We start from the raw sequence: 23,816 nt of genomic DNA on the forward strand, positions 1-23,816 counted from the left end.
CCGATTGGCTTGATCGCTCTCGTGATCCGTGTCCGGACTGGTTCGGCAGCCGCAAAGGCTGGCGAAGCCAGAGACACACGAAACAAGAAGACCCGCAGCGACACCGCTGCCTGCTTGCCGAACACAGCACTCGCCGTCGCAGCACCCTGCGAAGGCCAAGTGCCAAAAGAATTGCGATGCGCCGGTCTGGTGGCCTGAGCGGCGTGCCCAGAACCCGATCCCATCTCGAACTCGGCCGTTAAACACGCCAGCGCCTATGGTACTGTGTCTCAAGACACGGGAGAGTCGGTCGCCGCCAGACCTGCCCATCGCAAGACACACACCTTCCCTCACCACGATCCGCGACGCCGAAGGGCCGCTCTCTCCGAGAGCGGCCCTTCGGCGTTTCGCTGTTGGCCAGCCCGCCGCGGCCGCCTTACCGCGAAGTCATCTTCCCGCGAGCATCCCGTAACCGCTCCCGCGCCATCATCCTCGAACCGCGCGTGGCCCATCGCCGACGCGGACGAAGCCGGTGACGGATCTCGCGCCCTCCGAGTCCTCCGCGCGCCGCTTCGGGACGGGTCGAGGTCCGCGGCCTCGGCCCGTCCATCACGACGGGGGAGGGGAGCGGCTTGACCATGTTGATGGAGATACGTTCCCCCGGCCCGCGCGGCGCGCTATTGAACGGGGCCATGCGACTGCTGATCATCGAGGACGACCGCGAGGCGGCCGCCTATCTCGTCAAGGCGTTCCGCGAGACCGGACACGTCGCCGACAGCGCGCATGACGGCCTCGACGGGTACGCGCTCGCCCGGGAGGGCGACTACGACGTGCTGATCGTCGACCGGATGCTGCCGAAGCTCGACGGGCTGTCGCTGATCCGGTCGCTGCGCGAGCAGAACGTCGCGACCCCGACCCTGATCCTGTCGGCGCTGGGTCAGGTCGACGACCGCGTGAAGGGCCTGCGCGCCGGCGGCGACGACTACCTGCCGAAGCCCTACGCGTTCTCCGAACTCCTGGCGCGCACCGAGGCGCTGGCCCGGCGGCAGGTCGGATCCGGCGCCGCGGAGGAGACGCGCTACCGGATCGGTGACCTGGAACTCGACCGGCTCTCGCACCGGGTGACCCGGGCCGGCCGCGAGATCCCGCTGCAGCCGCGCGAGTTCCGGCTCCTCGAGTACCTGATGCGGCACGCCGGACAGGTCGTGACGCGCACCATGCTGCTCGAGCATGTCTGGGACTACCACTTCGATCCGCAGACCAACGTCATCGACGTCCACGTCTCGCGCCTGCGCAGCAAGCTCGACAAGGGCTTCGCGTCGCCGATCATCCACACGGTCCGGGGCGCCGGCTACGTGCTGCGCTACGACGAGGGCGCGGCCGGGTGAGCGAGGTTTGGACCGACGCGCCGATCGCCCGCGAAACCGCGGCGGCGCGTTTCCAGAAACTGTTCCGCACCACCGCGTTCAAGCTGTCGCTGGCCTACCTCGCGATCTTCGCCCTCTGCGCCTTCCTTGCGCTCGGCTACGTCGCGTGGAACGCCCGCGCGGTGCTCGACGACCAGATCGTCTCCACGATCGACGCCGAGATCAACGGGCTGTCGGAACAGTACAATGCCGGCGGCCTGCGTCGGCTGATCACCGTAGTGGAGCGGCGCTCCCGCGAGCCCGGCGCCTCGCTCTACCTCGTGACCACGGCCGGCGGTGACCATGTCGTCGGCAATGTCGGCTACGTGCCCGCCGCCGTACTGGCGACGCCGGGCCAGAGCGAGACGCGCTACGGCCGCAACGACGCGGATGCCGAGGCGCACCGGGCGATCGTGCGGGTCTTCACCCTTCCGGGCGGGTTCCGCCTGCTCGTCGGGCGCGACACCGAGGAGCGCGACCGGCTGCGGGCGGTGATCGGGCGCGCCTTCATCACCTCGCTCGCCGCCGTCGTGATCCTCGGGGTGATCGGCGGCTGGCTGGCCGCGAGCCGTGTGCTGCGCCGCGTCGACGCCATGACCCAGACCACCCGCGCGATCATGGCCGGCGATCTCGACGACCGGCTCCACGTGGCCGGGAACGGCGACGAACTCGACCGTCTCGCATCGAGCCTCAACCAAATGCTGGAGCGCATCGGCGAGCTGATGCGCGGCATGCGCGAGGTCTCCGACAACATCGCCCACGACCTCAAGACGCCGCTGACCCGCCTGCGCAACCGTGCCGACGAGGCCCTGCGCCGCGCCTCCACGCCGGAGGAGCTGCGCGCGGCGCTGGAAGCCGTGATCGAGGAAGGCGACGGGCTGATCCGGGTGTTCAACGCCCTCCTGATGATCGCGCGGCTCGAGGCCGGATCCGCCCGGGAGATCCTCGTGCCGCTGGATCTAGGCCAGACGGTCCGGAGCGTCGGCGAACTGTACGACGCGCTCGCCGAGGATCAGGGGCTGACGCTCGCCGTGCACGCGCAGGACGAACTCACGATCGCGGGCAATCGCGAGCTGATCGGCCAGGCCCTGGCCAATCTCATCGACAACGCCCTGAAATACGGGGCCGAATCCGCGGGCGCTGAGACCAGCGTGATGCTCGAGGCGTGGCGCGACGGGGAGTCGATCCGCCTCGCCGTCTCCGATCACGGTCCGGGCATTCCCGAGGCGGAACGGGCCCGCGTGCTCGACCGGTTCGTGCGCCTCGAGGACGCCCGTTCGCGACCCGGCTTCGGGCTGGGCCTCAGCCTCGTCAACGCCGTCGTGCGCCTGCACCACGGGAGCCTGCGGCTCGCCGATAACGGGCCCGGCCTGCGGGTCGAGATCGCGTTCCCGGCCACGCCGCGCCCGCAGCCGGCAGCCGGTGACATCGTGCCCGCACCGCCTCCGGGCGACTCTGTGCCGGCATCCCCTTCCCGCGCTACTTAGGTCGCGACCTGTCCCACCGCGAGCGCGCCGTCCCCGACCGTTCGGCCGGGCGCCCGCGTCCCAGGAGGCTCCATGACTCTCAAGACCAAGACCGCCCTCGTCACCGGCTCGACCAGCGGCATCGGGCTCGCCATCGCGCGCGCCTTCGCGGCGGAGGGGGCCAACGTCGTCCTCAACGGGTTCGGGGACGCGACCGCCATCGAGGAGACGCGGGCCGGGATCGAGAGCGCCTACGGGGTCAAGGCCCGCTACTCGGCCGCCGACATGAGCAAGCCCGACGCGATCGCCGCCATGGTGCGCGAGGCGGAGGAGACCTTCGGGGCCGTCGACGTGCTGGTCAACAATGCGGGGATCCAGTTCGTCTCGCCGATCGAGGAGTTCCCGGCCGCGAAGTGGGAGCAGATCATCGCGATCAACCTGTCCTCGGCCTTCCACACGATGCACGCGGCGATCCCCGGGATGAAGGCCCGGGGCTGGGGCCGGATCATCAACACGGCCTCGGCCCACTCGCTGGTGGCCTCGCCGTTCAAGTCGGCCTACGTGGCGGCCAAGCACGGGATCGCGGGCCTGAGCAAGACGGCGGCTCTGGAACTCGCGCCCCACAAGATCACGGTGAACTGCATCTCGCCGGGCTATGTCTGGACGCCGCTCGTGGAGGCGCAGATCCCCGACACGATGAAGGCCCGCGGCCTCACCAAGGAGCAGGTGATCGAGGACGTGATGCTGAAGGCGCAGCCGACCAAGGAGTTCGTGACCGTCGACCAAGTGGCCGCGCTGGCGGTGTTCCTGTGCTCCGACGCGGCGAGCCAGATCACCGGCGCCAACATCAGCATGGACGGGGGCTGGACCGCGCAGTAGCGCGCCCGGCCTCGACAGGCGCGCCTCGTACAAGGGTCGGCCCCGCCCGCGCCCGGGCGGGGCCGCTCCCGGTCAGCGGCGGCCGTGGACCAGCAGGGCGAGGCCGTAGCCCACCGCGCCCGCGATCAGCAGCGCGACCAGGGGATTCTCCTCCACCCGGGCGCCGACCGCGCTGCGCCCGTCGCGCAGGTACGAGCCGCCCCGCTGGTAAACGTCCTCCGCGACGTCGCCGGCGCGCTCGTAGGCGTCGCTCGCGTAGTCACCGGCGCGGTCGGCGATGTCCCGGGCCCTGTCCTTCACCTGACCGTAGACGTTCTGCGCCTGGCCCTGGGCCTCGCGGAAACGTCCCTCGACCGAGTCGCGGTTCGAGCCGGCGAGATCGCCGGCCGCGCCCTGAACCTTGCCGACGGCCTCCTTGGCGCCGCCGACGATCCGATCCGTATCCACCATGGCACTCTCCTGGACGTGAGCGCGGCGTCGCGACACGGGCGCCGCTCGTTACGCCGTCGTCCACCGAACGCGCGAGATGGCGTTTGTGCCCCCGATCACCGCGAAATTGTGCGCCTTCGGCCTGCGCGGCGGCCGGGACCGGTCAGAGCCCGATCAACTCGGCGATGGCCGCCGCGCCGGCCGCCGGGGAGGTCTCACCCCGGGCGACGCCGGCCTCCGCCTCGGCCGTGCGGCGGCGGACCTCCGGGGAGCCGACGAGGCGCTGGTGCAGGCGCTCGTCGACGAGCGCCCACATCCACTTCACGTCCTGGGTCCGGCGCTTCGCCTGGATCTCGCCGGTGGCCGTGAGCTTCTCCCGGTGATCGACGATCTTCGCCCAGAGCGCGTCGAGACGCAGGTTGTGGAAGCCCGAGATCGTCACGACCGGCGGCGTCCAGGTGGCCGAGGCTGGGGTGAGGATGTGCAGCGCCGCCCGGTACTCCGACGCCGCCGCGTTGGCGCGCTGCTCGGCTTCGCCCGCATCGGCCTTGTTGACCGCGATCATGTCGGCGAGTTCGAGGATGCCTTTCTTGATCCCCTGCAGTTCGTCGCCTGCCCCGGGCAGCATCAGCACGAGGAAGAAGTCGGTCAGGTCGGCCACCGCCGTCTCCGACTGGCCGACGCCGACCGTCTCGACGAGGATCACGTCGAAGCCCGCGGCCTCGCAGAGCAGCATGGTCTCGCGGGTCTTGGCCGCGACGCCGCCGAGCGTGCCCGAGGAGGGGGAGGGGCGGATGAAGGCCCTGGGATCGTGCGACAGCCGCGCCATCCGGGTCTTGTCGCCCAGGATCGAGCCACCGGTCCTGGAGGAGGACGGGTCGACCGCGAGCACCGCCACCTTGTGACCGGCCTCCGTGAGGTTCGAGCCGAGGGCGTCGATGGTGGTCGACTTGCCGACGCCGGGGACGCCGGTGATGCCGACGCGGATCGCCCGGCCGGTCTCGGGCAGGACCGAGTCGATAAGGTTCGCCGCCAGCGCCCGGTGATCGGCGCGCTTGGACTCGGCCAGCGTGATGGCCCGGGCCAGAGCGGCGCGGTCGCCGCGCAGCAGGCGCTCGCGGAGACTCTCGATGTCGATGGACGGCGTCATGCTCCCTTCATGGCCGCGGCGACGGCCGCCGTCGAGGGGGAGAGCATCGGGGTCGGGGGATCGCCGGCCTGTGTCCCGCCCACCACAAGCCCGGCCGTGCCCGCTATTCACGCCGCATCGCGTCGCTCGTGCCCCGCGATGGTCACGATCCTGGGCAACGGAAGGCGTCCCGCCCGAGCGTAACCGGATCATGTCGAGCCAGATCGTCTCACGCCGCATCCTTCTTCGCTTCGGAGCGCTCGCGGGCGCCGCGGGCCTCGCCCCGTCGCTCGGCGCCTGCGTCACCGACGACCTCGGGTCCGGGGCGGCGCTGCCCGAGAAGCAGTCGGCCCTCGACGTCATGCCGGTGCTGCTGGTCGCCACGACCCGCAAGCCCGTCGGCAACCCGCCCCGGCCGCCGTATTTCAGCAGCGACCGCGGCCGCGGCCTGAGCTTCGCCGAGGTGCGCCTGTCGCCGCCCGACCGCTCGCTGCTCGGCAAGGTCTCGTCCGTCATCACCGGCGACTGGACCATCGGCGCGGTTCCGAAATCCGAATCCGGACCGGGCGCCGCCGAGGCCTTCGCCCAGGCGGCCCTCGGACGCGACGTGCTGATCTACGTCCACGGCTACCGCGAATCGTTCGAATCGGCCGCGGTCAGCGCCGCCCGGCTCTCGGACGGGATCCGGTTCCGCGGCGTCTCCGGCCTGTTCACGTGGCCGTCGGCGGCCGCGACCCTCGACTACAATTACGATCGCGAGAGCGCCCTCTGGTCGCGCGACGCCTTCGAGGACCTGCTGAAGGCGCTCGCCGCCTCGCCGAGCGGCGGCCGCATCAACATCGTCGCGCACTCGATGGGCACGCTCCTCACCCTCGAGACCCTGCGGATGCTCCGCGCCGAGGCGGGCGAGGCGGCGATGTCGCGGATCGGCGCCGTGGTGCTGGCCGCCCCCGACATCGACTTCGACCTGTTCTCCAACGGCGTCGCCCGCATGGGACCCGACGTCTCGAAGATCACCGTGATCTCCTCGACCAACGACCGGGCGCTCGAGCTCTCCGCCGCGCTGGCGGGGGGCGTGCGCGCCGGCGCTGCCGATCGCGCCAAGCTCGAGGCGCTCGGCGTGCGCGTCGCCGACGCCTCCGATTACGGCGGCGGCCTGATCAACCACGATCTGTTCCTCTCGAACCCGGACGTCCAGGGCGTGGTCAAGCGCGCCATCGCCCGCGGCGCCGGAGTCTGACGCTCACCCGGTCCGGGTCGCCATGCTCTGCGGCGGCAGGGGCTCCTCCGGCAGGACCGGCGCGTCGCCCGAGGAGTCCAGGTGGTCGATCCGGTCGGCCCAGACCCGGAAGCCCACCAGGGGATTCGGTCCGAACGTGTGGGTCAGCGGCACGTCCGCGGCGTCCCGGCCGTACGCGACCATGACCCGGCCGATCCGCGGGCTGTTGTTGCGCGGGTCGAACACGTGCCAGGCGCCGCCGAGGTAGACCTCCATCCAGGCCGCGAAGTCGCCCGCCGGGTGCGGCTCGGGCTCGCCGATGAAGCTGATATAGCCGGTGCAGTACCGGGTCGGGATGTTCAGGGCGCGGCAGAACGCGACGGCCAGGTGGGTGAAGTCCCGGCAGACGCCGCGCCCGCCCGCGTAGGCGTCCGCGGCCGTGCGGTCGCGATGGGCGAACTCGTAGCCGAACACGATGTGGGCGTGGACGAAGTCGCAGACCGCCTGCACCCGGGCCCAGCCGGGCTCGGTATGGCCGAAGAGACGCCACGCCTCGTCGGCCAGCAGGTCGGACTCGCAGTAGCGGCTGGGAAGCAGGAACACGATCGTCTCGGCGGGCAGCGCCTCGATCGCGTGCTGCGCGGCCTCCGGGTGCGCCGGATCGGGCCTCCCGCTGTCGCGGATCACGGCGTCGGTCCCGACGGTGAAGTTTCCGGCGGGCGCGGTCAGCCGGCCGCACAGGTTGCCGAAACCGTCGCGGTAGATCGCCACCGGGACGGGCGGATCGGTCCGGAGCATGTCGGGCGCCTCCAGGGCGGCCGCCCCGGAGGGATGCACGTTGAGCATCACCACCATGGGCACGGGGTAGGGGAAGGCGTAGCGCATCTCGCAGCCGAGCCTGATCCGCATGCGCGGGTGATCCTTCGTGTTCGAGACTGTGGCCGCCCTGATGGGCGCAGGATCCGTGCCGCGCCGAATCGTGCGGGTCGGGCCGCGACGGGCTTGGCGGCCGTCCGCTTCACCCCTACAGCATCCCCGCGCGACGCTCGTGTCAGACGGACGAAACCGTGACGTTTCTTCCCGGGGCAGCGCGTCGCACCCGTGCGCCAGCCCGCGGACCGGGCGCGCCTGAGGACGGTTACGAGAGGGATGCCGGCCATGTTCACGCTCGAGATCGACGGCACCGCCGTTGCGGTGATCAACAGCGACGAGGCGTCCGCCAAGGACCTCTTCACCTGTGACGGCTTCAAGGAAGACATCCGGACCATGACGACCGGCGGGAAGCCGGTCTGGAACGGCACGTCGGCGCTCACGGTCCGGGCCGCCACCGAGGACGAGGTCGAGATCTTCGAGGACGCCCTCGCCGAGGACGACGGCGAGGGTGATTTCGTCGAGGATCCGCGCCACACCGGGTCCGATTCGGACGACGAGGACGAGGCCGACATCGTCTTCCTCGTGGATATCGACGAGGACGAGGACGAGGACGAGGCCGACGCCTGAGCGCGGCTGAACCCGAGCGCCTCCCGGGCGGTTTCCGATCCGATCTGGATCGGAAACCGGGAGGACGGCATGGCTGACAGCAGACGGATCGTCGACGCGCTCGTGCGGTCGAGGCGCGGCGGGCTCGCCGCCGGTGCCGCCCTCGGCGGACTGGCGCTGATCGGCGGCCTCGCCTATCGGGCGCTGCGCGGGGCGCCCGCGCCCGAGGCCGGGGGCCCGGACTTCACGAAGGTCGACGAGGACGAGGCCCGGCTGATGCTGCGGGCCATGGTGGCGGCCACGACGGCCGACGGGATGGTTGACGCCGCGGAGCGCCAGCGCCTCGACGCCGCCGTGGCGGAGGCGGGCCTCGATCCCGACGGTCGAGCCTGGCTCGAGCGCGAGCTCGCGGACCCGGCCGACGTCGACGCGATCGCCGACCGGGTCGCGGATCCCGACGCGGCGGCGCGGATCTTCGCGGCGGCGCGACTCGCCATCGAGCCCGACACGCTCCAGGAGCGTCAGTTCCTGAAGATGCTGGCCGAGGCCCTCGACCTGCCCGCGCAGGCGGTCGAGCGTGTCGAGCGCGACATCGGAGCCTGACTGGCAACCTGCCCGAAGGGCGGATCTCCCACGGCGGCCGAGCTTCGTGCTAGGCTCCCGCGCGACGACGGGTCCGGTGGACGGTCCGCGCGCGGGAGGACGGGACATTTCATGGCAGGACTGTCAGTGCCCGCGCCCGGGCGCGCCCGCCGGCGGGCCTGCGCGCTGGTCGCAGCCATGCTGATCGCCGGCGGCTCCGCGCGCGCGGCCGATCCGGCCGCCGGCCCCCTGACGATCGCCGAGCAGGGCAGCTTCTTCGTCGGCGGCCGCGACGTCCAGTCCGACACGCTCTCGACGCTGCCGGCCTACGCGCCGTCGGGCACGATCAGCGTCGACCAGATCTACGTCCGCTATCAGGTCCCGGTGAATGCCGGACGGCCGCCGCTGGTCCTGATCCACGGCTGCTGCCTCACTGGCAAGACCTGGGAGACGACGCCCGACGGGCGCATGGGCTGGGACGAGTATCTCGTCCGGCGCGGCTTCCCGACCTACGTGATCGACCAGGCCTGGCGCGGCCGCTCGGCGGCGAGCCCGGCCCAGATCAACGCCGTGAAGACGGGGCAGGCCGACCCCAAGACGCTGCCGGCCGTGTTCTCGGCCGGGCGCGAGCCGGCCTGGGCGATCTTCCGGTTCGGGCCGGAATACCCGAAGGTGTTCCCCGGCATGCAGTTCCCCCTGGAGGCCCAGGGCGAGTTCTGGAAGCAGATGGTCCCGGACTGGTCGGCCGCCCTGCCGGTGCCGAACCCGACCGTGCCGGCCCTGTCGGAGCTCGCCAAGCGGCTCAGGGGCGCGGTGCTGATCTCGCACTCGCAGTCAGGGATCTACCCGTTCCAGACCGCCGCCCTCGATCGGACCGGCCTGCGCGCCATCGTGGCCATCGAGCCGGCCGCCTGCCCGGACCCGGCCAAGGACGACCTCGCACCCTACAAGGACCTGCCGATCCTCGTCCTGTTCGGCGACTACGTCGACGCCTCGCCCCGCTGGGCGCCGCGGCTCAAGCAGTGCCGCAGCTTCGTGGCGGCCGCCAACGCCGCGGGCGGCAAGGCGGAGCTGATCCTGCTGCCCGAGATCGGCATCCACGGCAATTCGCACATGCTGATGCAGGACAAGAACAGCCTCGACATCGCCGACTGGCTGGTCGGCTGGATCGACAAGCGGGCGCCCGGCAAGTCTTGAGGCGTGCCGGTCGAACCGGTGTGCGTTCAAACGGTTCGGTCGCCACAACCGTCATCGCGAGCGCAGCGAAGTGACCCAGGGCTGCCCAGCTTCGGCGGTCGTCGCGGCGACTGGATCGCTTCGCCGCCCTCGCGAGGACGGCGGCGCGGATGATGGCGTCCCTGCCGAGGTCGGCGACGGGGCGTCTTCTCAGCCCGGCCTGTGCGTGCTGAGGAACGTGCCCATCCGCTCCAGCGCCCGCCGGATGTTCTCGGCCGAATTGGCGTAGGACAGGCGGAGGTAGCCCTCGCCGTGGACGCCGAAATCCGGACCGCCGATCACCGCCACACCCGCTTCCTCCAGGAGGGTCGAGGCCAGGGGCTTCGCCTTCCAGCCGGTCCGGGCGATGTTCGGGAAGGCGTAAAACGCGCCCTTGGGCGCGATGCAGGAGACGTCCGGCAGGGCGTTCAGCCCGTCGACCACGATCGCCCGGCGCCGGTCGAACTCGGCGACCATCTCGGCCACGCAAGCCTGCGGTCCGTCGAGCGCCGCGATGCCGGCCCACTGGGTCGCCGCGTTGACGCAGGAATGCGCGTTGACCGCGAGCTTGCGCGCCGCGTCGTAGAGCGGCTTCGGCCAGACCGACCAGCCGAGCCGCCAGCCGGTCATCGCGTAGGTCTTCGACGCGCCGTCGAGGTAGACCAGCCGGTCGCGGATCTCGGGATATTTCAGCAGCGAGTGGTGGGTCTCGCCGTCGTACGTCATGGTGCCGTAGATCTCGTCCGACAGCACCGCGACGTCGGGGTGCTCGGCGAGGCCCTTCACCAGGGCGTCGATCTCGGCCTTCGGCGTCACGCCGCCGGTGGGGTTGGCGGGCGAGTTGACGATCAGCAGCCGCGTCTTCGGCGTGATCAGCGCCAGGGTCTCGGCCGCCGAGAAGGCGAAGCCGTTCTCCTCGCGGATCGGCACCGGCACGGGCGTCGCCCCGGTGAACTCGATCATCGAGCGGTAGATCGGGAAGCCGGGGTCCGGATACAGGATCTCGGTCCCGGGCGCGCCGAACATCAGGATCGCCATGAACATGGTGACCTTGCCGCCCGGCACGATCATCACGGAATCCGGCGAGACCTCGACGCCGTGGCGGCGGTGGATGTCGCGGGCCACCGACTCGCGGAGCTGCGGGATGCCGACAGCCGGCGTGTAGCCGTGGTGTCCGTCGCGCAGCGCTTTGATCCCCGCCTCGACCACGTGGGCGGGCGTGGGCATGTCCGGCTGGCCGATGCCGAGGTTGATCACGTCCCGACCCTGCGCGGCGAGGGCCTGGGCCCGCGCCAGAACCGCGAAGGCGTTCTCCTCGCCGATGCGCGAGAAGGCCGGGACCACGTGCAGCATCGCGCCCTCCGGGCGGTGGGACGTCAGTGCTTGGACCGCTCCGAGAGCTTCATCGCGCCGAACGACATCGCCGCGGCGATCGCGCCCAGGATCACGAAGGTCTTCACGGAGGCGTAGAACAGGTCCGGGTTGATGCCCTCATCGGTGTAGAGCACGAGCCCGATGGCCGCGAGCGGCAGCGAGATGAGGGCGAAGAGCGGGACGAGCGGGTTCATGTTCGGCACTCGGGATCCGGCGCGCGGCTGACCGCGGCCCTGGGAAAGCGCCCCTGCATATCACCGTGCTGCGAAGGTTGGGACCCCGCGAGCTGCAGTTTTTCGCCGGCTCGCCCGAACGCTCATGGATGCGCAATCATTTCGCGCAACAGTGGCGTCTCCGGGAGGGCGGACACGTATGCGTTGGGCATCGGTCGATTCGAAAGGCAAGGGAGCGGGGAGTTCAGGCTCCAGATCCTCCAGCGTCGAGACGCTGGCGCTCCATATCGGGCGGCTGCTGCGACATCCCGCCTACCGGCGCGAGTCGGTCGTGAGTCCGCTCCTGCGGCGCCACCTGCCGTTCGAGGCCGGCTACGCCTGGAACGGCGAGGCCGGCCTGCGCGCCCGGCTGACGAGCGCCGCCCTCGACGAGGCGAGCATGGATCACCTGATCCGCAACGTGCAGGCCGAGTTCCTGCGCCTGCGCCGGCCCGCCGATACCTGAGCCGGATCCGGCTCAGGCCGGGACCCGGACGGTGGCCCGCAGGCCACCGAGCGGGCTGTCGTGCAGGGTTATGTCGCCGCCGTGGGCCCGGGCGATGTCCCGGGCGATCGACAGGCCCAGCCCGGAGCCGCCGGCATCCTGGCGCGCGTCGTCGAGCCGCACGAACGGCTTGAACACGTCCTCGCGGCTCTCCGCCGGAATGCCGGGCCCGTCATCGTCGATCGAGACGAGGAAGGTCCGGGCCTCCAGCCGGCCGGAGATCGCCACCGTCTCGCCGTAGCGGACGGCGTTGGCGGCGAGGTTGAACAGGCAGCGCCGGAAGGCGCCGGGCCGCACCGTGACCTCGGGCGCACCGGCGAGATCGACCGCGGAGACGTGGGCGCCGAGGCGCTCGACGTCGGTCCGCAGGTCCTCCAGCAGGGCGCGCATGTCGGTGGGCGTCGCGGGCTCGGCCGAATCGCCCCGCGCGAAGGCGAGGTAGCCCTCCAGCATCCGGCTCATCTCGTCGACGTCGCGGCTGAGATCCTCGATCTCCTCGGTCTGCTCGATCAGCGCCAGGGACAGGCGGAACCGGGTCAGGATGGTGCGCAGGTCGTGGCTGACGCCGTTCAGCATCGTCGTGCGCTGCTCCATCGCCCGCTCGATGCGCCGCTTCATCTCGATGAAGGCGTGGCCGGCCTGACGCACCTCGCGGGCACCGCGGGGCCGGAACTCGATCTCTCGCCCCTTGCCGAAGCCCTCCGCCACGGCGGCGAGCCGCAGGATCGGCTTGATCTGGTTGCGCAGGAACAGGATCGCGACGCCGAGCAGCACCAGCGACGAGCCGATCATCCACACGAGGAAGATGTGCGAGTTCGACGCGTAGGCCTGGCTGCGCCGGGCGGTGATGCGCATCACCCCGTCGGGGATCGCCACGCGGATCTCGATGAGGTTCGAGCGCCCGACCGTGTCGATCCAGAACGGTCTTCGGATCTGGCGCTTGATCTCGTCGGACAGGGCCTCGTCGAGGATCGAGAAGAACGGGCGCGGGCCCGGGGGCGGCAGCTTGGCGCCCTTGAGGATGTCGAGGTCGAGGTTCAGCCGCTCCCCGGCGATGCGCGCGAGGGTCTCGGCATCCTTGTCCTGCGGGTAGCTCTCGTAGATGTCGATCAGCGCGGCGACGTCCGCCGTGACCGCCGCCGACAGGCGCTTGGTCACGAGCTGCCAGTGCCGCTCCATGAAGGTGTAGGCGATCACCGACTGGAGCAGGACCACCGGCGCGATGATGATGATCAGCGAGCGGGCGTAGAGGCCCTTCGGCAGGACGTCGCCGATCGCCCGGCTGACGCGCTTCCACAGGCGGCGCGGGGGCGAGCGCGGCGGCTCCTTGCGGAGCGCCCGGGCGAGGGCGGGATCCGGGGCGTTCATGGGGCTGGGCGCCGGGGCCGGGCCCATCGGGCGAGAGGGGCCTCGGTTTCAGCGAAACGTCCACCCCACGCCCTCATCCTGAGGGGGCCGCGCCAGCGGGCCTCGAAGGAGGTCTCCAGGGGTCGCGCGGCCGGCTGGAGGGCTCCTTCGAGGCCTCCGCTGCGCTCCGGCACCTCAGGATGAGGCTGTGGTTTGGACATGCCGGACACTAATCGGGGCGCCGTCTCCGCGAAAGATCGTGGGTGCAGAGTATGGCCGACCGACGATCTCGGCCAATGTTTCCTGACGCGCCCTTCAGCATGAGGGCTTCTTGCACCGCGGCACGCGGGCCATACCTGTGAGGGGCGGGGGGCGCCCGCCGGCCGGAAGTCCACGAGGCCATGCTCAGCACAGACACAGACATCCTCTCCGCCGCCCAGTCCTGGCGGCGCGACGGCCGCGCCGTGGCCCTCGCCACGGTGATCGAGACCTGGGGCTCGGCCCCCCGACCGGTGGGCAGCCACCTCGTGGTCGACGGCGAGGGCAATTTCCTCGGCTCCGTCTCCGGCGGCTGCGTCGAGGGCGCGGTGATCACCGAGGCGATCGAGGTGATCGAGGCGGGCGTGCCGCGCGTCCTCGAATTCGGCGTCGCGGACGAGACCGCGTGGCGCGCCGGCCTGTCCTGCGGCGGCCGGATCCGGGTCTTCGTCGAGCGGGTCGACTGATGCGCGGCGACGTCCTGGCAGCGCTCAACGACGCGCGGGCCGCGCGCCGCGCCGCGATCCTCATCACCGACATCGCCGACGGCGAGCAGCGCCTCGTCGGCGAGGACGCGATCGCCGCCGATCCCCTCGCCGACGTGCTGGCGAAGCACCTCGCCTCCGGCAAGAGCGGCCTCGTCGAGGCGGGCGGGCGGACCCTGTTCCTGACCGTGCAGGTGCCGCCGGTGCGGCTCGTGGTGGTGGGCGCGGTCCACATCTCGCAGGCCCTGGCGCCGATGGCGGCGGGGCTCGACCTCGCGCTCACGGTGATCGACCCGCGCACCGCCTTCGCGACCCCCGAGCGCTTCCCCGGCACCGCGCTGATCGCCGAATGGCCGGACGCCGCCCTCAGGACCAGCGTGCCGGTCCTCGACCGCTACTGCGCCCTGGCGGCCCTGACCCACGATCCGAAGATCGACGATCCCGCGCTGAAGGCGGCGCTGACGGCCGAGTGCTTCTACGTCGGCGCCCTCGGCTCCCGGAAGACCCACGCGGCGCGCGTCGCGCGGCTCACCGAGGCCGGCTTCACGCCCGCGCAGATCGGCCGGATCCGCGCGCCGATCGGCCTGCCCATCGGCGCCGTGAGCCCGGCCGAGATCGCCCTGGCGGTGCTCGCCGAGATCGTCGCCGCCCTGCGCCGCGTGCCCCGCCCGGAGGTCGCGTGAGGTTCGGGACCGTCCCGGTCGCGGACTCGGCCGGGCTGATCAGCGCGCACACGGTGCGGCGGGCCGACATCACCCTGCGCAAGGGCGCCGTCATCGCCGCGGAGGCCGCCGCCGGCCTGGCGCGGGCCGGCCTGTCGGAGATCGTGGCGGCCACGCTCGAGCCCGGCGACGTCGGCGAGGACGCCGCCGCGGCGCGGCTCGCCGCGCGCCTGCGCGGGCCGAACCTGCGCGTCGAGGCGCCCTTCACCGGCCGCAGCAACCTGTTCGCCGAGACGGCGGGGGTGCTCACCCTCGATCCGGCCCGGATCGACGCGGTCAACGCCGTCGACGAGGCGGTGACGGTGGCGACGCTGCCGCGCTTCCGGCCGGTGGTCGAGGGCGAGATGGTCGCCACGGTGAAGATCATCCCCTACGCCGTGCCGGGCGCCGTGCTGGCCCGGGCCTGCGCGGCCGCGGAGGGCGACGTCCTCGGGGTGGTGCCGTATCGCCGCCGCCGGGTGGCCGTGGTCTCGACGCGCCTGCCGAGCCTCAAGGAGACGACGATCGACAAGACCCTCCGGGCCCTGGCCGACCGCCTCGCGCCCGCGGGCGCGGCGATCGTGGCCGAGACCCGGGTGCCCCACACCGCCGCCTCCGTGGCGGCGTCCCTGGCGGAGATGATCGACCGCGCCGGGGCCGACCTCGTGGTGGTGTTCGGCGCCTCGGCGATCGCCGACCGGCGCGACGTCATCCCGGCCGGCATCGCGGCGGCGGGCGGCCGGGTCGACCATCTCGGCATGCCGGTCGACCCCGGCAACCTGCTCCTCGTCGGCGCCCGCGGCGGCGTGCCGGTGATCGGCGCGCCGGGCTGCGCCCGCTCGCCCAAGGAGAACGGCTTCGACTGGATCCTCCACCGCCTGCTGGCGGACCTGACCGTGACCCGGGCCGACATCGTCGCCCTCGGCGTCGGCGGCCTGCTGATGGAGATCGTCTCGCGCCCGCAGCCCCGCGCCGGCGGCGCGGCCGCGGCGGACGAGCCGGATCCGGGGGCGGAGGACCGGCATGCCTGAGATCGGCACGATCCTGCTCGCCGCGGGCCTCGGCAGCCGGTTCGGCGCCGCGCCGAAGCTGCTCGCGCCCCTCGACGGGCGGCCGTTGGTGCGCCACGCCGCGGAAGCCACGCTCGGCGCCCGTCCCCGGCCGGTGATCGCCGTGCTCGGCGCGCACGCGGCGGCGGTCCGCGACGCGCTGTCGGGGCTCGACCTCGTCCGCGTCGACAATCCGGACTACCGCTCCGGCCTCGCGAGCTCGCTGCGCGCCGGCCTCGCGGCGCTGCCCGCCACCTGCACGGCCGCCATCGTCGTGCTGGGCGACATGCCGCGCGTCACCGCCGCGCATCTCGACCGCTTGGCCGAAGCCTTCGCGGAGGCCTCCTCGGTCGCCTTGGAGCCGCCGGCGGCCGTGGTGCCGGTGCAGGCCGGCCGGCGGGGGAATCCGGTGCTGCTCAACTTGCGCCGCCTCGGCCCGGACATCGCCCGCCTCGCCGGCGATCACGGGGCCGGGCCGCTCCTGAAGGGGCGGTCGGACGTGCTGGAGATCCCGGGCGACCCGGCCACCGCCCTCGACGTCGACACGCCGGACGCGCTGGCCGCGCTGCGCGGTTAGCGCCCCGCCGCGTCGCGCCCGCGCGCGGCCTTCGCCTCGGCCCGGCACCGGTCCGAGCAGTAGCGGACCTCGTCCCAGACGCGCTCCCACTTCTTGCGCCACGCGAACGGGCGGCCGCACTGGGCGCAGATCTTCTCCGGCAGATCGCCCTTGCGGCGCATCGGCGGCATCGCGGCTCCTCCCGGCCTATCCGGGCCGGCGCGCGTCGGGGCCGGTCCCGGCCGCCCGGCGCAGGCGCGCGTCCAGCGCGTGGGCGAGGCCGAGCATGATCGCGATCCCCCCGACATTGACCGCGATCTGCAGCGGCCAGGTGGGGTCGAAGGTCCGGTAGAGGATGCGGCCGATCAGCGCCGCCAGGCACCCGGCGGCGAAGATCTCCAGCGAGTGCCGCCCGCAGGCGTCGACGAGGCGCAGCCGCCGCCACCGGCTCGCGCGGGCCACGGCGGGCGCGCTGAACAGCAGGTAGGCCAGCGCCAGCATGTTGATCAGGCGCAGGGGCGCGACGTGGCTCTTGTCGGGCGGCCCGATCGCCAGCGGCCGGAGGTCCGGAAGCCCCCACTCCGCCCAGGACCCGCCCTGCAGGAACGCGAAGGCGAGGTAGGCCGCGGCCGCGGCCACGGCCCAGCCGCGCCGCGGCAGCAGGCCGTCATGGGCGCGGACCGTGACCGCGAGTGCCGCGCCGATCACGAACAGGAACTGCCACGCGAAGGGGTTGAAGTACCACCCGTCATCCACCGCCGCGGCGTTCGGGAGGTTCAGCTGGTGATCGACGTTGGCGGCGAGCCAGAGGGCGCCCGACAGGCCCAGCACGCCCCAGATCCCGCGCCGCATCCCGAGATAGATCAGCGGGAACAGCGCCAGCAGCAGGATGTAGAGCGGCAGGATGTCGAGGTAGTTCGGGAGCGCGTTCAGCGCGAGGCCGCGCAGCAGGCCCGGCAGCAGCCCCATCTGCAGCAGCGGCGCGACGCCGAATCGCGGCGTCAGGCCGGTGAGGTCCATCCAGATCCGGACGATGACCAGGGTCGCGAGCAGCAGCCCGGCCTGGAACAGGTAGATGCGCAGGCAGCGCTTGGCGATGCGCGTGAGCGCCGTCCGGATCCCGGCGCGCCGGAACAGCCCGCCGTAGGCGATCATCGACGAGTAGCCGGCCAGCAGCACGAAGATCTCGGCCGCGTCCGAGAACCCGAAATTGTGCAGCGTCAGCAGGGCCGGTGCGTTGCGCGGGATGTGGTCGATGAAGATCGTCAGGAGCGCGAGGCCGCGCACCACGTCGACCCGCGCGTCGCGCGCGGGCTTCGCCGGCCGTGCCTCCGCGGGCGGTGGGGGGAGCGCCCGCGGTTCCGCGGCGCCGGGCCGTTCGAGATCGTCGAGGCGCGTCACTCAGCCCATCACCGTGGCGCTCTCCGTCCGGACGCGGAGCGGCCGGGGCCGCGGTGCAACCATAGCGCGCCGGCCGCCCGAGGCCCCGCCGATCACGCGCCTTTGTTCGGATGTGCACAACGGCGGGGTCGCACCGATGATCCGCCCGCCGCGGCGGCCGTTGGCCGCGCCGCCCCCTCGCGTCGCGGCGGGGCCCGGTATAGACGCGGCCGACGATCCCGGTTCCCGGCGCCCGCGCCGGCACGGGGCGCGTCGCTGGGTTCGTGGCAGGGTTGAGGGCAAGGGGCATGCGCGTCCTCGTCACCGGAGCGGGAGACTATCTCGGCCGCCGCCTGCTCGAGGCGCTGCGTCGGGACCTGCCGCCGGGCAGCCCCATCCTCGGCCTCGACCGGAGCCCGCCACCGTCCCTCGACGGCGTGACGCTGAGGGCCGTGGACCCGTTCGACGCGCGCGAGCTCGCCGAGACGGTCGCGGCCTTCGACCCGACCTGCGTGTTCCACCTCGCGGCGCTGGCCTCGGTGGCGCAGTCGAGCGAGACGCCGTCCTACGCCTGGCGGGCGGAACTGCTCGGCACCCTCAACCTCGCCGAGGCGGTGGCGCGGACCCGCGCGGCGCTGGTCTTCCTCAGCTCCACGGTCGTCTACGGCGAGGTGTTCCGCGCCTGCCCGCGCCCGGACGAGAGCGTCACGCCGCGCCCCGACACGATCTCGGGCCGGACCAAGAACGCCTGCGAGTACATCCTCCGCGACGTGCTGGCGAATGCCCGGATCAAGCATCTCGTGCTGCGGCCGTCGAACTACATCGGGGCCGGACAGAGCGAGACCTTCGTGGTCGCCTCCTTCGCCGGTCAGATCGCCCGCATCGAGCGGGGGCTGGCGCCGCCGAGCCTGGAGGTCGGCGACCTCTCGGCGGGGCGCGACTTCCTCGACGTGGCCGACGTCACCGCGGCGTGCCTGCGCGTGATCGCCCGGATCGACGAGCTGCCGGACGGCGGCATCTTCAACGTGGGATCGGGGGTCGTCACACCGGTCTCCGACATCCTGGAGACGCTGCGCGGCCTGACGGAGGCGCGGTTCGACCTGCGCGTCGCGCCCGGCCGGGTCCGCCCGGCGGGCGTGCGCAGCGAGGGCTGCGACCCCGCGGCCTTCGCGACCGCCACCGGATGGGCCCCGGCCATCCCGCTCGCGCAGAGCCTGGCGACGATCCTGGCGGAGGCGCGGGCGCGCCTCCGGTGATCCGTCACCGGGCAGAGGTGACGGCAACGCCCTCGGACGGGCGCGCGGCTCCGGAACGCCGGCGGCGCCCCGGAGCCGCGACCGGTCTCAGCGCGAGAAGCGCTTGTACTTGATCTTCTTCGGCATGATCGAATCCGCCCCGAGCCGGCGGACCTTATCGGCCTCGTAATCGGAGAAGTTGCCCTCGAACCACTCGACGTGGCTGTCGCCCTCGAAGGCCAGGATGTGCGTCGCGATGCGGTTCAGGAACCAGCGATCGTGGCTGATGATGACCGCGCAGCCGGCATAGTCCTCCAGCGCGTCCTCGAGGGCGCGCAGGGTCTCCATGTCGAGGTCGTTGGTCGGCTCGTCGAGGAGCAGCACGTTGGCGCCGCCCTTCAGGGTCCGGGCGAGGTGAACGCGGTTGCGCTCACCGCCCGAGAGGGTGCCGACCTTCTTCTGCTGGTCGGGTCCCTTGAACGCGAAGGCCGCGCAGTAGGCGCGCGAATTGATCTCGCGCTTGTTGAAATAGATGATGTCGTTGCCGCCGGAGACCTCCTGCCAGACCGTGGCGTTCGGGTCGAGGGCGTCGCGCGACTGGTCGACGTAGCCGAGCTTCACAGTCTCGCCGACCTCGATCTTGCCGTTGTCGGGCTTCTCCTGGCCGGTGATCATCTTGAACAAAGTGGTCTTGCCGGCCCCGTTCGGGCCGATCACACCGACGATGCCGCCGGGGGGCAGCTTGAACGACAGGTCCTCGATCAGCAGCCGGTCGCCGAACGCCTTGCTGAGGTGCTCGAACTCGATGACGTTGTTGCCGAGCCGCTCGTCGATCGGGATGACGATCTGCGCGGACGCGTCGACCTTCTGCGCCTGCTTGGCGACCAGCTCCTCGTAGCGGGTGATGCGCGCCTTCGACTTCGACTGGCGGGCCTTCGGCGAGGCGGCGATCCATTCCTGCTCGCGGGCGATGGAGCGCTGCCGGACCATGTCCTCGCGGCCCTCCTGCTCCAGGCGCTTCTGCTTCTGGACCAGCCACGCCGAGTAGTTGCCCTCGTACGGGATGCCCTTGCCGCGATCGAGCTCCAGGATCCAGCTCGTCACGTTGTCGAGGAAGTAGCGGTCGTGGGTCACGATCAGGATCGCGCCCGGATACTGGCGCAGGTGACCCTCCAGCCAGTTCACCGTCTCGGCGTCGAGGTGGTTGGTGGGCTCGTCGAGGAGCAGCAGCTCCGGCTCCCACAGGAGCAGGCGGCACAGCGCGATGCGGCGGCGCTCGCCGCCCGAGAGGGTCGCGACCGGCTGCTCGTCGCTCGGGCAGCCCAGGGCCTCCATGGCCTGATCGACCTTCGAGTCGAGCTCCCAGAGGCCCAGCGACTCGATCCGGTCCTGGAGCTCGGTCATCTCGTCGGCGGTCTCCTCCGAGTAGTTCATGGCGAGCTCGTTGTAGCGGTCGAGCATGGCCTGCTTCTCGGCGACGCCCTCCATCACGTTCTCGCGGACGGACTTGCTCGGATCGAGCTGGGGTTCCTGCGGCAGGTAGCCGACGCGCGCGCCCTGCGCGACCCAGCCGTCGCCGGTGAACTCCTTGTCGATGCCCGCCATGATCTTGAGCAGCGTCGACTTGCCGGAGCCGTTGATGCCGAGCACGCCGATCTTGGCGTCGGGGTAGAAGGACAGGTTGACGCTATCCAGGACCTTCTTGCCGCCGGTATAGGCCTTGGTCAGGCCCCGCATGTGGTAGATGAATTCGCGAGCCATCGCGGATCGTCCTCGGCACGTTGTTCGGGACCGCGCGGATCGTGCCAGCGGCACGGGTCAGGCACCGGGCCTCAGCACCCGTCCTGGACGCGCGTCCCTACGATATAGGAATGACCCTCTCGGAGTATCAGGCCCGCCGGGACGCGGCAAGGACGCGGCAAGGACGGGCCGGCCGCCGGCGGGCGCCGGATCGCTCACGCGAAGGGGTTCTTGACCGTTCCCGGCGGCGCGTCCGGCACCTCCGCCACCGCGTCCGGCAGGTCGGACGCCTCCAGGGCCTTCACGATCGCGTCCAGCGTCTCCCGGAGCAGCCTGGCCTGCTCCAGGCCGGTCCGGTCGCGGGTCAGGTCGAGGGACCCGTGCAGGGCGATCCGGTCCTTGCCGTTCTCGAAGCTCAGGGCGCCGACGGAGCGCACGCCGGCATCGTCGGCGAACGGCGCGAAGCCCTCGGTGTCCGAGTTCTTGCCGTCCGGGCTCTCGCTGTCCGGGCTCCCCCTCTTGGGCCGGGCGCGTCGCTTGTCCTCGGGCATCGGGTCCTCTCAGAAGAACGTGCGCAGGAAGTCGCGGACGAGCTTGCGCAGGGCGCGGGTGAGTTCGCGCTCGAGCCAGTCCTGCCAGGTCTGCTCGTGCCGGGGCCGACGCTCCTCCGCGCGGGCGGAGGCCTGAGGATCCGGCAGCCCCATCGCGGTCGCCCGGGCCGCGGGCGGCAGGCCGGGAAAGACGTCGATGCCGGCTTCCTGGCGGAGATCGTCGATCGACAGGGCGCGCCAGTCCTTCGAATCGTCGTTCCGGGCGAGGTAGGCGCCCGCCTCGCCGCGGGACGGGTCGTAGACGGCCTTGAACAGCTGCGTCGGGACGAGCACGCCGCCCTTGATCTGCTGCACCGCGTCGCCCGCGAAGATCACCCCGGTGACGACGAACAGCGCCCCCCGGCGGGTGGCCAGGCGCCGGGTGCTCTCCTCGATATCCGCCCAGAGTCCCCGGTTCAGGACGCGGTTCTGCGGCACGATGTTGGCGAGGCTGAACGACTCGGCCTGGGCGGCGAGGGTCGGCATGTCCCCGGCCGGCGCGAGATGGCCCCGGTCGAACCCGCTGCGGACGTAATCCTCCAGCGCGGCGCGCTGATCCTCCGGCAGGCGCGTCTCCTCGTGGAAGGAATCGTCGCGGGCCACCGCCCGGGCCGCCGCGACGCTGGCGCGGGTGAGGTGCTCGGCGGCGTAGAGCGGCGTGCGCGTCACGCCGGAATGCAGGACCGCGAAGGCCTCGAAGCACAGCGGGACCGCGCGGACGGCGAGCTTCGGATTCGTGAGGACGGGCGTCAGCCCGTCCGCGAACAGGGCCGGACAGGAATCCTGGGCGCGGACCGGGGGTGCGCCCAGCGCGAGGGTCAGGACCGCAGCGGCGAGCGTCGGTGCCCGCATCACCAGCAGACGCGGACCCGGCGGACGCCCTCCGGGGTCGGGCGGTCCCGCCACGCGCAGGGCCGGCCGAGGCTGTTGCTGAACGGGCGGGCATCGCGATCGGGACCGCCCGGCGCGACCCGCGCCGGGCAGTCGCCGAGGAAGTTGCAGAGGAAGTCGAGATTGCCGTCCGGCGGCCGCGGCTGGGCGTAAGCTTGGCCGTGACCCGTAATCGCGAACATGAGCAGGATTGTGCACAGACGAGCCGGATTCAAAGGCGAACCTCTTGTGGCGTTAAGGGCACGTGACTGAAAAAAACGCCGGCCCGACATTGATCGCGCCGCCGATCGTCCGTAACTGGCACTATCATGACAGCGACGGACGGGCGGGTTCTAGCATGAACGCGTGTCCCCGGGCTGCTGGCGTCGCGGTTGCCGAGGGCCCGTGACGGAGCCGTCGCCATACTCGAACGAACGGATGCGAGCATTGGCACTCTCCCCTGAGCAATCGGCGTTGCTGGACCGCGTTCCGTCTCCTTCGGCGCTGCGGCGTCTTCCGGAGTCGGAGCTGCAGGCCGTGGCGGACGCGGTGCGCGCCGAGATGATCGACGCGGTCTCGATCACCGGCGGCCATCTCGGCTCGGGGCTCGGCGTGGTCGAGCTGACCGTGGCGCTGCACCACGTGTTCGACACCCCCGACGACCGCATCGTCTGGGACGTCGGACACCAGTGCTACCCCCACAAGATCCTCACCGAGCGCCGCGACCGCATCCGAACCCTCCGCCAGGGCGGCGGCCTGTCCGGCTTCACCAAGCGCACCGAGAGCGTCTACGACCCCTTCGGCGCCGCCCACTCCTCCACCTCGATCTCGGCCGCGCTGGGCATGGCGGTCGCCCGCGACCTCGACAACGCCGCCGCCAAGGCGAAGAACCGCCCGCCCAAGCGCCGCAACGCCATCGCGGTCATCGGCGACGGCTCGATGTCGGCCGGCATGGCCTACGAGGCCCTCAACAACGCCGGCGCCCTGCACTCGCGCCTGATCGTCATCCTCAACGACAACGACATGTCGATCGCGCCCCCCGTCGGCGCCATGTCGGCCTACCTCGCCCGCCTGGCCTCGGGCGGCGCCTACCAGTCCCTGCGCGAGACCGCCAAGCAGCTCGGCAAGCTCCTGCCCAAGGCGCTCTACCAGCGCGCCGCCGCGGCCGAGGAATACGCCCGCTCGCTCGTGGTCGGCGGCGGCACCATGTTCGAGGAGATGGGCTTCCACTACGTCGGCCCCGTCGACGGGCACAACCTCGACCACCTGCTGCCGGTCCTCAAGAACGTCCGCGACGCCGAGCACGGCCCGATCCTGCTCCACGTCGTCACCCAGAAGGGCAAGGGCTACGCCCCGGCCGAAGCCACCGCCGACCGCTACCACGGCGTGGTCAAGTTCGACGTGGTCTCAGGGATCCAGGCCAAGGCCAAGCCGAACGCGCCGGCCTACACGCGGGTGTTCGGCGAGAGCCTGATCAAGGCGGCCGACGCCGACGACAAGGTCGTGGCGATCACCGCCGCGATGCCGGGCGGGACCGGCATCGACCTGTTCGGCAAGGCGCACCCGGACAAGACCTTCGACGTCGGCATCGCCGAGCAGCACGCGGTGACGTTCGCGGGCGGTCTGGCGACCGAGGGCTACCGGCCGTTCGTGGCGATCTACTCGACGTTCCTGCAGCGGGCCTACGACCAGGTGGTGCACGACGTGGCGCTGCAGAACCTGCCCGTGCGG

At 71.8% G+C, this 23,816-nt stretch carries 27 protein-coding genes and 1 rRNA gene; 16 read left to right on the forward strand and 12 right to left on the reverse strand.

Annotated elements, in window-relative coordinates; translation table 11 throughout:
* From BM314_RS30870 to BM314_RS28820, 5 genes are all read left to right on the forward strand, one after another.
* The coding region (locus BM314_RS30870) for a hypothetical protein (RefSeq protein WP_210187349.1) at positions 1-198 on the forward strand (198 nt) is incomplete at its 5' end.
* Positions 186-301: ribosomal RNA gene (gene rrf / locus BM314_RS28805) — 5S ribosomal RNA — on the forward strand. The genes BM314_RS30870 and rrf, both read left to right, overlap by 13 nt.
* A gap of 370 nt (positions 302-671) precedes the next feature.
* On the forward strand, positions 672-1,367 hold the full coding sequence (locus BM314_RS28810) for a response regulator transcription factor (RefSeq protein WP_020096362.1): 696 nt from the start codon (positions 672-674) through the stop codon (positions 1,365-1,367).
* On the forward strand, positions 1,364-2,872 hold the full coding sequence (locus BM314_RS28815) for a HAMP domain-containing sensor histidine kinase (RefSeq protein ID WP_170868208.1): 1,509 nt from the start codon (positions 1,364-1,366) through the stop codon (positions 2,870-2,872). The genes BM314_RS28810 and BM314_RS28815 overlap by 4 nt, the downstream gene beginning before the upstream one ends.
* Before the next feature lie 72 nt (positions 2,873-2,944).
* Positions 2,945-3,730, forward strand: a complete 786-nt coding sequence (locus BM314_RS28820) for a 3-hydroxybutyrate dehydrogenase (protein ID WP_091928532.1) — start codon at positions 2,945-2,947, stop codon at positions 3,728-3,730.
* Between the two features lie 72 nt (positions 3,731-3,802).
* Here BM314_RS28820 and BM314_RS28825 read toward each other — a convergent pair whose 3' ends face one another.
* Together BM314_RS28825 and meaB are read right to left on the reverse strand one after the other, a co-directional pair.
* On the reverse strand, positions 3,803-4,180 hold the full coding sequence (locus BM314_RS28825) for a CsbD family protein (protein WP_020096359.1): 378 nt from the start codon (positions 4,178-4,180) through the stop codon (positions 3,803-3,805).
* A gap of 142 nt (positions 4,181-4,322) precedes the next feature.
* Complete coding sequence (gene meaB / locus BM314_RS28830; protein ID WP_091981928.1) at positions 4,323-5,309, reverse strand: methylmalonyl Co-A mutase-associated GTPase MeaB; 987 nt, start codon at positions 5,307-5,309, stop codon at positions 4,323-4,325.
* 190 nt (positions 5,310-5,499) lie between these two features.
* Here meaB and BM314_RS28835 point away from each other — a divergent pair, with 190 nt between their 5' ends.
* Positions 5,500-6,528, forward strand: a complete 1,029-nt coding sequence (locus tag BM314_RS28835) for an alpha/beta hydrolase (RefSeq protein ID WP_020096357.1) — start codon at positions 5,500-5,502, stop codon at positions 6,526-6,528.
* A 3-nt stretch (positions 6,529-6,531) separates the two neighbouring features.
* Here BM314_RS28835 and BM314_RS28840 read toward each other — a convergent pair whose 3' ends face one another.
* Entirely contained in the window at positions 6,532-7,416 is an 885-nt protein-coding gene (locus BM314_RS28840) for a transglutaminase-like domain-containing protein (RefSeq protein ID WP_091981930.1), read from the reverse strand.
* A gap of 249 nt (positions 7,417-7,665) precedes the next feature.
* Between BM314_RS28840 and BM314_RS28845 the strand changes: the two genes are divergently transcribed.
* From BM314_RS28845 to BM314_RS28855, 3 genes are all read left to right on the forward strand, one after another.
* On the forward strand, positions 7,666-8,007 hold the full coding sequence (locus tag BM314_RS28845) for a hypothetical protein (protein WP_091981950.1): 342 nt from the start codon (positions 7,666-7,668) through the stop codon (positions 8,005-8,007).
* A gap of 69 nt (positions 8,008-8,076) precedes the next feature.
* Positions 8,077-8,589 (forward strand): DUF533 domain-containing protein, encoded by a 513-nt coding sequence (locus BM314_RS28850; protein ID WP_091981933.1) that lies wholly within the window; start codon positions 8,077-8,079, stop codon positions 8,587-8,589.
* Positions 8,590-8,700: 111 nt separating this feature from the next.
* Entirely contained in the window at positions 8,701-9,765 is a 1,065-nt protein-coding gene (locus tag BM314_RS28855; RefSeq protein WP_091683687.1) for an alpha/beta hydrolase family protein, read from the forward strand.
* Between the two features lie 189 nt (positions 9,766-9,954).
* Here the strand turns inward: BM314_RS28855 and BM314_RS28860 are convergent, their stop codons facing one another.
* A complete protein-coding gene (locus BM314_RS28860; protein WP_020096352.1) occupies positions 9,955-11,136 on the reverse strand; it encodes a pyridoxal phosphate-dependent aminotransferase in 1,182 nt (393 codons plus the stop codon).
* A gap of 23 nt (positions 11,137-11,159) precedes the next feature.
* Positions 11,160-11,351, reverse strand: a complete 192-nt coding sequence (locus tag BM314_RS28865; RefSeq protein ID WP_026605443.1) for a hypothetical protein — start codon at positions 11,349-11,351, stop codon at positions 11,160-11,162.
* Positions 11,352-11,529: 178 nt separating this feature from the next.
* Between BM314_RS28865 and BM314_RS28870 the strand changes: the two genes are divergently transcribed.
* The gene (locus BM314_RS28870) at positions 11,530-11,835 is read left to right on the forward strand and encodes a hypothetical protein (RefSeq protein ID WP_026605442.1); all 306 of its coding nucleotides are present in this window, start codon (positions 11,530-11,532) and stop codon (positions 11,833-11,835) included.
* 12 nt (positions 11,836-11,847) lie between these two features.
* Here the strand turns inward: BM314_RS28870 and BM314_RS28875 are convergent, their stop codons facing one another.
* A complete protein-coding gene (locus BM314_RS28875; protein WP_020096349.1) occupies positions 11,848-13,242 on the reverse strand; it encodes an ATP-binding protein in 1,395 nt (464 codons plus the stop codon).
* A gap of 380 nt (positions 13,243-13,622) precedes the next feature.
* Between BM314_RS28875 and BM314_RS28885 the strand changes: the two genes are divergently transcribed.
* From BM314_RS28885 to BM314_RS28900, 4 genes are read left to right on the forward strand one after another with little or no spacing between them, the layout of a single operon-like run.
* Positions 13,623-13,946, forward strand: coding sequence for an XdhC family protein (locus tag BM314_RS28885; RefSeq protein ID WP_020096348.1), 324 nt, complete (start codon positions 13,623-13,625; stop codon positions 13,944-13,946).
* On the forward strand, positions 13,946-14,647 hold the full coding sequence (locus tag BM314_RS28890; RefSeq protein WP_091981937.1) for an XdhC family protein: 702 nt from the start codon (positions 13,946-13,948) through the stop codon (positions 14,645-14,647). The genes BM314_RS28885 and BM314_RS28890 overlap by 1 nt, the downstream gene beginning before the upstream one ends.
* Positions 14,644-15,696, forward strand: coding sequence for a molybdopterin-binding protein (locus BM314_RS28895; RefSeq protein WP_091981939.1), 1,053 nt, complete (start codon positions 14,644-14,646; stop codon positions 15,694-15,696). The genes BM314_RS28890 and BM314_RS28895 overlap by 4 nt, the downstream gene beginning before the upstream one ends.
* On the forward strand, positions 15,689-16,291 hold the full coding sequence (locus tag BM314_RS28900) for a nucleotidyltransferase family protein (RefSeq protein WP_091981941.1): 603 nt from the start codon (positions 15,689-15,691) through the stop codon (positions 16,289-16,291). The genes BM314_RS28895 and BM314_RS28900 overlap by 8 nt, the downstream gene beginning before the upstream one ends.
* Here the strand turns inward: BM314_RS28900 and BM314_RS28905 are convergent.
* Together BM314_RS28905 and opgC are read right to left on the reverse strand one after the other, a co-directional pair.
* Positions 16,288-16,461 carry a DUF2256 domain-containing protein gene (locus BM314_RS28905; protein ID WP_170855278.1) on the reverse strand — a complete coding sequence of 58 codons (174 nt, stop codon included), beginning with the start codon at positions 16,459-16,461 and terminating at the stop codon, positions 16,288-16,290. The two genes, BM314_RS28900 and BM314_RS28905, sit on opposite strands and share 4 nt — an antisense overlap.
* A 16-nt stretch (positions 16,462-16,477) precedes the next feature.
* Positions 16,478-17,671, reverse strand: coding sequence for an OpgC family protein (gene opgC / locus BM314_RS28910; protein WP_091981943.1), 1,194 nt, complete (start codon positions 17,669-17,671; stop codon positions 16,478-16,480).
* A gap of 287 nt (positions 17,672-17,958) precedes the next feature.
* Here opgC and BM314_RS28915 point away from each other — a divergent pair, with 287 nt between their 5' ends.
* Positions 17,959-18,906: an NAD-dependent epimerase/dehydratase family protein gene (locus BM314_RS28915; protein WP_091981945.1), complete on the forward strand. Its 948-nt coding sequence runs from the start codon at positions 17,959-17,961 to the stop codon at positions 18,904-18,906.
* A gap of 87 nt (positions 18,907-18,993) precedes the next feature.
* Here the strand turns inward: BM314_RS28915 and ettA are convergent, their stop codons facing one another.
* The 4 genes from ettA to BM314_RS28935 form a co-directional block, all read right to left on the reverse strand.
* Positions 18,994-20,646 (reverse strand): energy-dependent translational throttle protein EttA, encoded by a 1,653-nt coding sequence (gene ettA / locus BM314_RS28920; RefSeq protein ID WP_020096342.1) that lies wholly within the window; start codon positions 20,644-20,646, stop codon positions 18,994-18,996.
* Between the two features lie 194 nt (positions 20,647-20,840).
* Positions 20,841-21,176: a hypothetical protein gene (locus BM314_RS28925; RefSeq protein ID WP_170868209.1), complete on the reverse strand. Its 336-nt coding sequence runs from the start codon at positions 21,174-21,176 to the stop codon at positions 20,841-20,843.
* A 9-nt stretch (positions 21,177-21,185) separates the two neighbouring features.
* The gene (locus tag BM314_RS28930) at positions 21,186-22,067 is read right to left on the reverse strand and encodes a DNA/RNA non-specific endonuclease (RefSeq protein ID WP_091981947.1); all 882 of its coding nucleotides are present in this window, start codon (positions 22,065-22,067) and stop codon (positions 21,186-21,188) included.
* Positions 22,067-22,288, reverse strand: a complete 222-nt coding sequence (locus tag BM314_RS28935) for a hypothetical protein (RefSeq protein ID WP_056533022.1) — start codon at positions 22,286-22,288, stop codon at positions 22,067-22,069. Before BM314_RS28935 ends, BM314_RS28930 begins: the two co-directional genes overlap by 1 nt.
* Before the next feature lie 235 nt (positions 22,289-22,523).
* Here BM314_RS28935 and dxs point away from each other — a divergent pair.
* The coding region (dxs, locus tag BM314_RS28940; RefSeq protein ID WP_091981955.1) for a 1-deoxy-D-xylulose-5-phosphate synthase at positions 22,524-23,816 on the forward strand (1,293 nt) is incomplete at its 3' end.

The organism is Methylobacterium sp. 13MFTsu3.1M2, assembly GCF_900112625.1.
In the GTDB taxonomy this organism is placed as follows: Bacteria; Pseudomonadota; Alphaproteobacteria; order Rhizobiales; family Beijerinckiaceae; genus Methylobacterium.

Coding starts and splice junctions, on each gene's coding strand:
- BM314_RS28810 (WP_020096362.1), top strand. CDS start 672: ATGCGACTGCTGATCATCGAGGACGACCGCGAGGCGGCCGCCTATCTC.
- BM314_RS28820 (WP_091928532.1), top strand. CDS start 2,945: ATGACTCTCAAGACCAAGACCGCCCTCGTCACCGGCTCGACCAGCGGC.
- BM314_RS28825 (WP_020096359.1), bottom strand. CDS start 4,180: ATGGTGGATACGGATCGGATCGTCGGCGGCGCCAAGGAGGCCGTCGGC.
- meaB (WP_091981928.1), bottom strand. CDS start 5,309: ATGACGCCGTCCATCGACATCGAGAGTCTCCGCGAGCGCCTGCTGCGC.
- BM314_RS28835 (WP_020096357.1), top strand. CDS start 5,500: ATGTCGAGCCAGATCGTCTCACGCCGCATCCTTCTTCGCTTCGGAGCG.
- BM314_RS28840 (WP_091981930.1), bottom strand. CDS start 7,416: ATGCGGATCAGGCTCGGCTGCGAGATGCGCTACGCCTTCCCCTACCCC.
- BM314_RS28845 (WP_091981950.1), top strand. CDS start 7,666: ATGTTCACGCTCGAGATCGACGGCACCGCCGTTGCGGTGATCAACAGC.
- BM314_RS28850 (WP_091981933.1), top strand. CDS start 8,077: ATGGCTGACAGCAGACGGATCGTCGACGCGCTCGTGCGGTCGAGGCGC.
- BM314_RS28855 (WP_091683687.1), top strand. CDS start 8,701: ATGGCAGGACTGTCAGTGCCCGCGCCCGGGCGCGCCCGCCGGCGGGCC.
- BM314_RS28860 (WP_020096352.1), bottom strand. CDS start 11,136: ATGCTGCACGTGGTCCCGGCCTTCTCGCGCATCGGCGAGGAGAACGCC.
- BM314_RS28865 (WP_026605443.1), bottom strand. CDS start 11,351: ATGAACCCGCTCGTCCCGCTCTTCGCCCTCATCTCGCTGCCGCTCGCG.
- BM314_RS28870 (WP_026605442.1), top strand. CDS start 11,530: ATGCGTTGGGCATCGGTCGATTCGAAAGGCAAGGGAGCGGGGAGTTCA.
- BM314_RS28875 (WP_020096349.1), bottom strand. CDS start 13,242: ATGAACGCCCCGGATCCCGCCCTCGCCCGGGCGCTCCGCAAGGAGCCG.
- BM314_RS28885 (WP_020096348.1), top strand. CDS start 13,623: ATGCTCAGCACAGACACAGACATCCTCTCCGCCGCCCAGTCCTGGCGG.
- BM314_RS28890 (WP_091981937.1), top strand. CDS start 13,946: ATGCGCGGCGACGTCCTGGCAGCGCTCAACGACGCGCGGGCCGCGCGC.
- BM314_RS28900 (WP_091981941.1), top strand. CDS start 15,689: ATGCCTGAGATCGGCACGATCCTGCTCGCCGCGGGCCTCGGCAGCCGG.
- BM314_RS28905 (WP_170855278.1), bottom strand. CDS start 16,461: ATGCCGCCGATGCGCCGCAAGGGCGATCTGCCGGAGAAGATCTGCGCC.
- BM314_RS28915 (WP_091981945.1), top strand. CDS start 17,959: ATGCGCGTCCTCGTCACCGGAGCGGGAGACTATCTCGGCCGCCGCCTG.
- ettA (WP_020096342.1), bottom strand. CDS start 20,646: ATGGCTCGCGAATTCATCTACCACATGCGGGGCCTGACCAAGGCCTAT.
- BM314_RS28925 (WP_170868209.1), bottom strand. CDS start 21,176: ATGCCCGAGGACAAGCGACGCGCCCGGCCCAAGAGGGGGAGCCCGGAC.
- BM314_RS28930 (WP_091981947.1), bottom strand. CDS start 22,067: ATGCGGGCACCGACGCTCGCCGCTGCGGTCCTGACCCTCGCGCTGGGC.
- BM314_RS28935 (WP_056533022.1), bottom strand. CDS start 22,288: ATGTTCGCGATTACGGGTCACGGCCAAGCTTACGCCCAGCCGCGGCCG.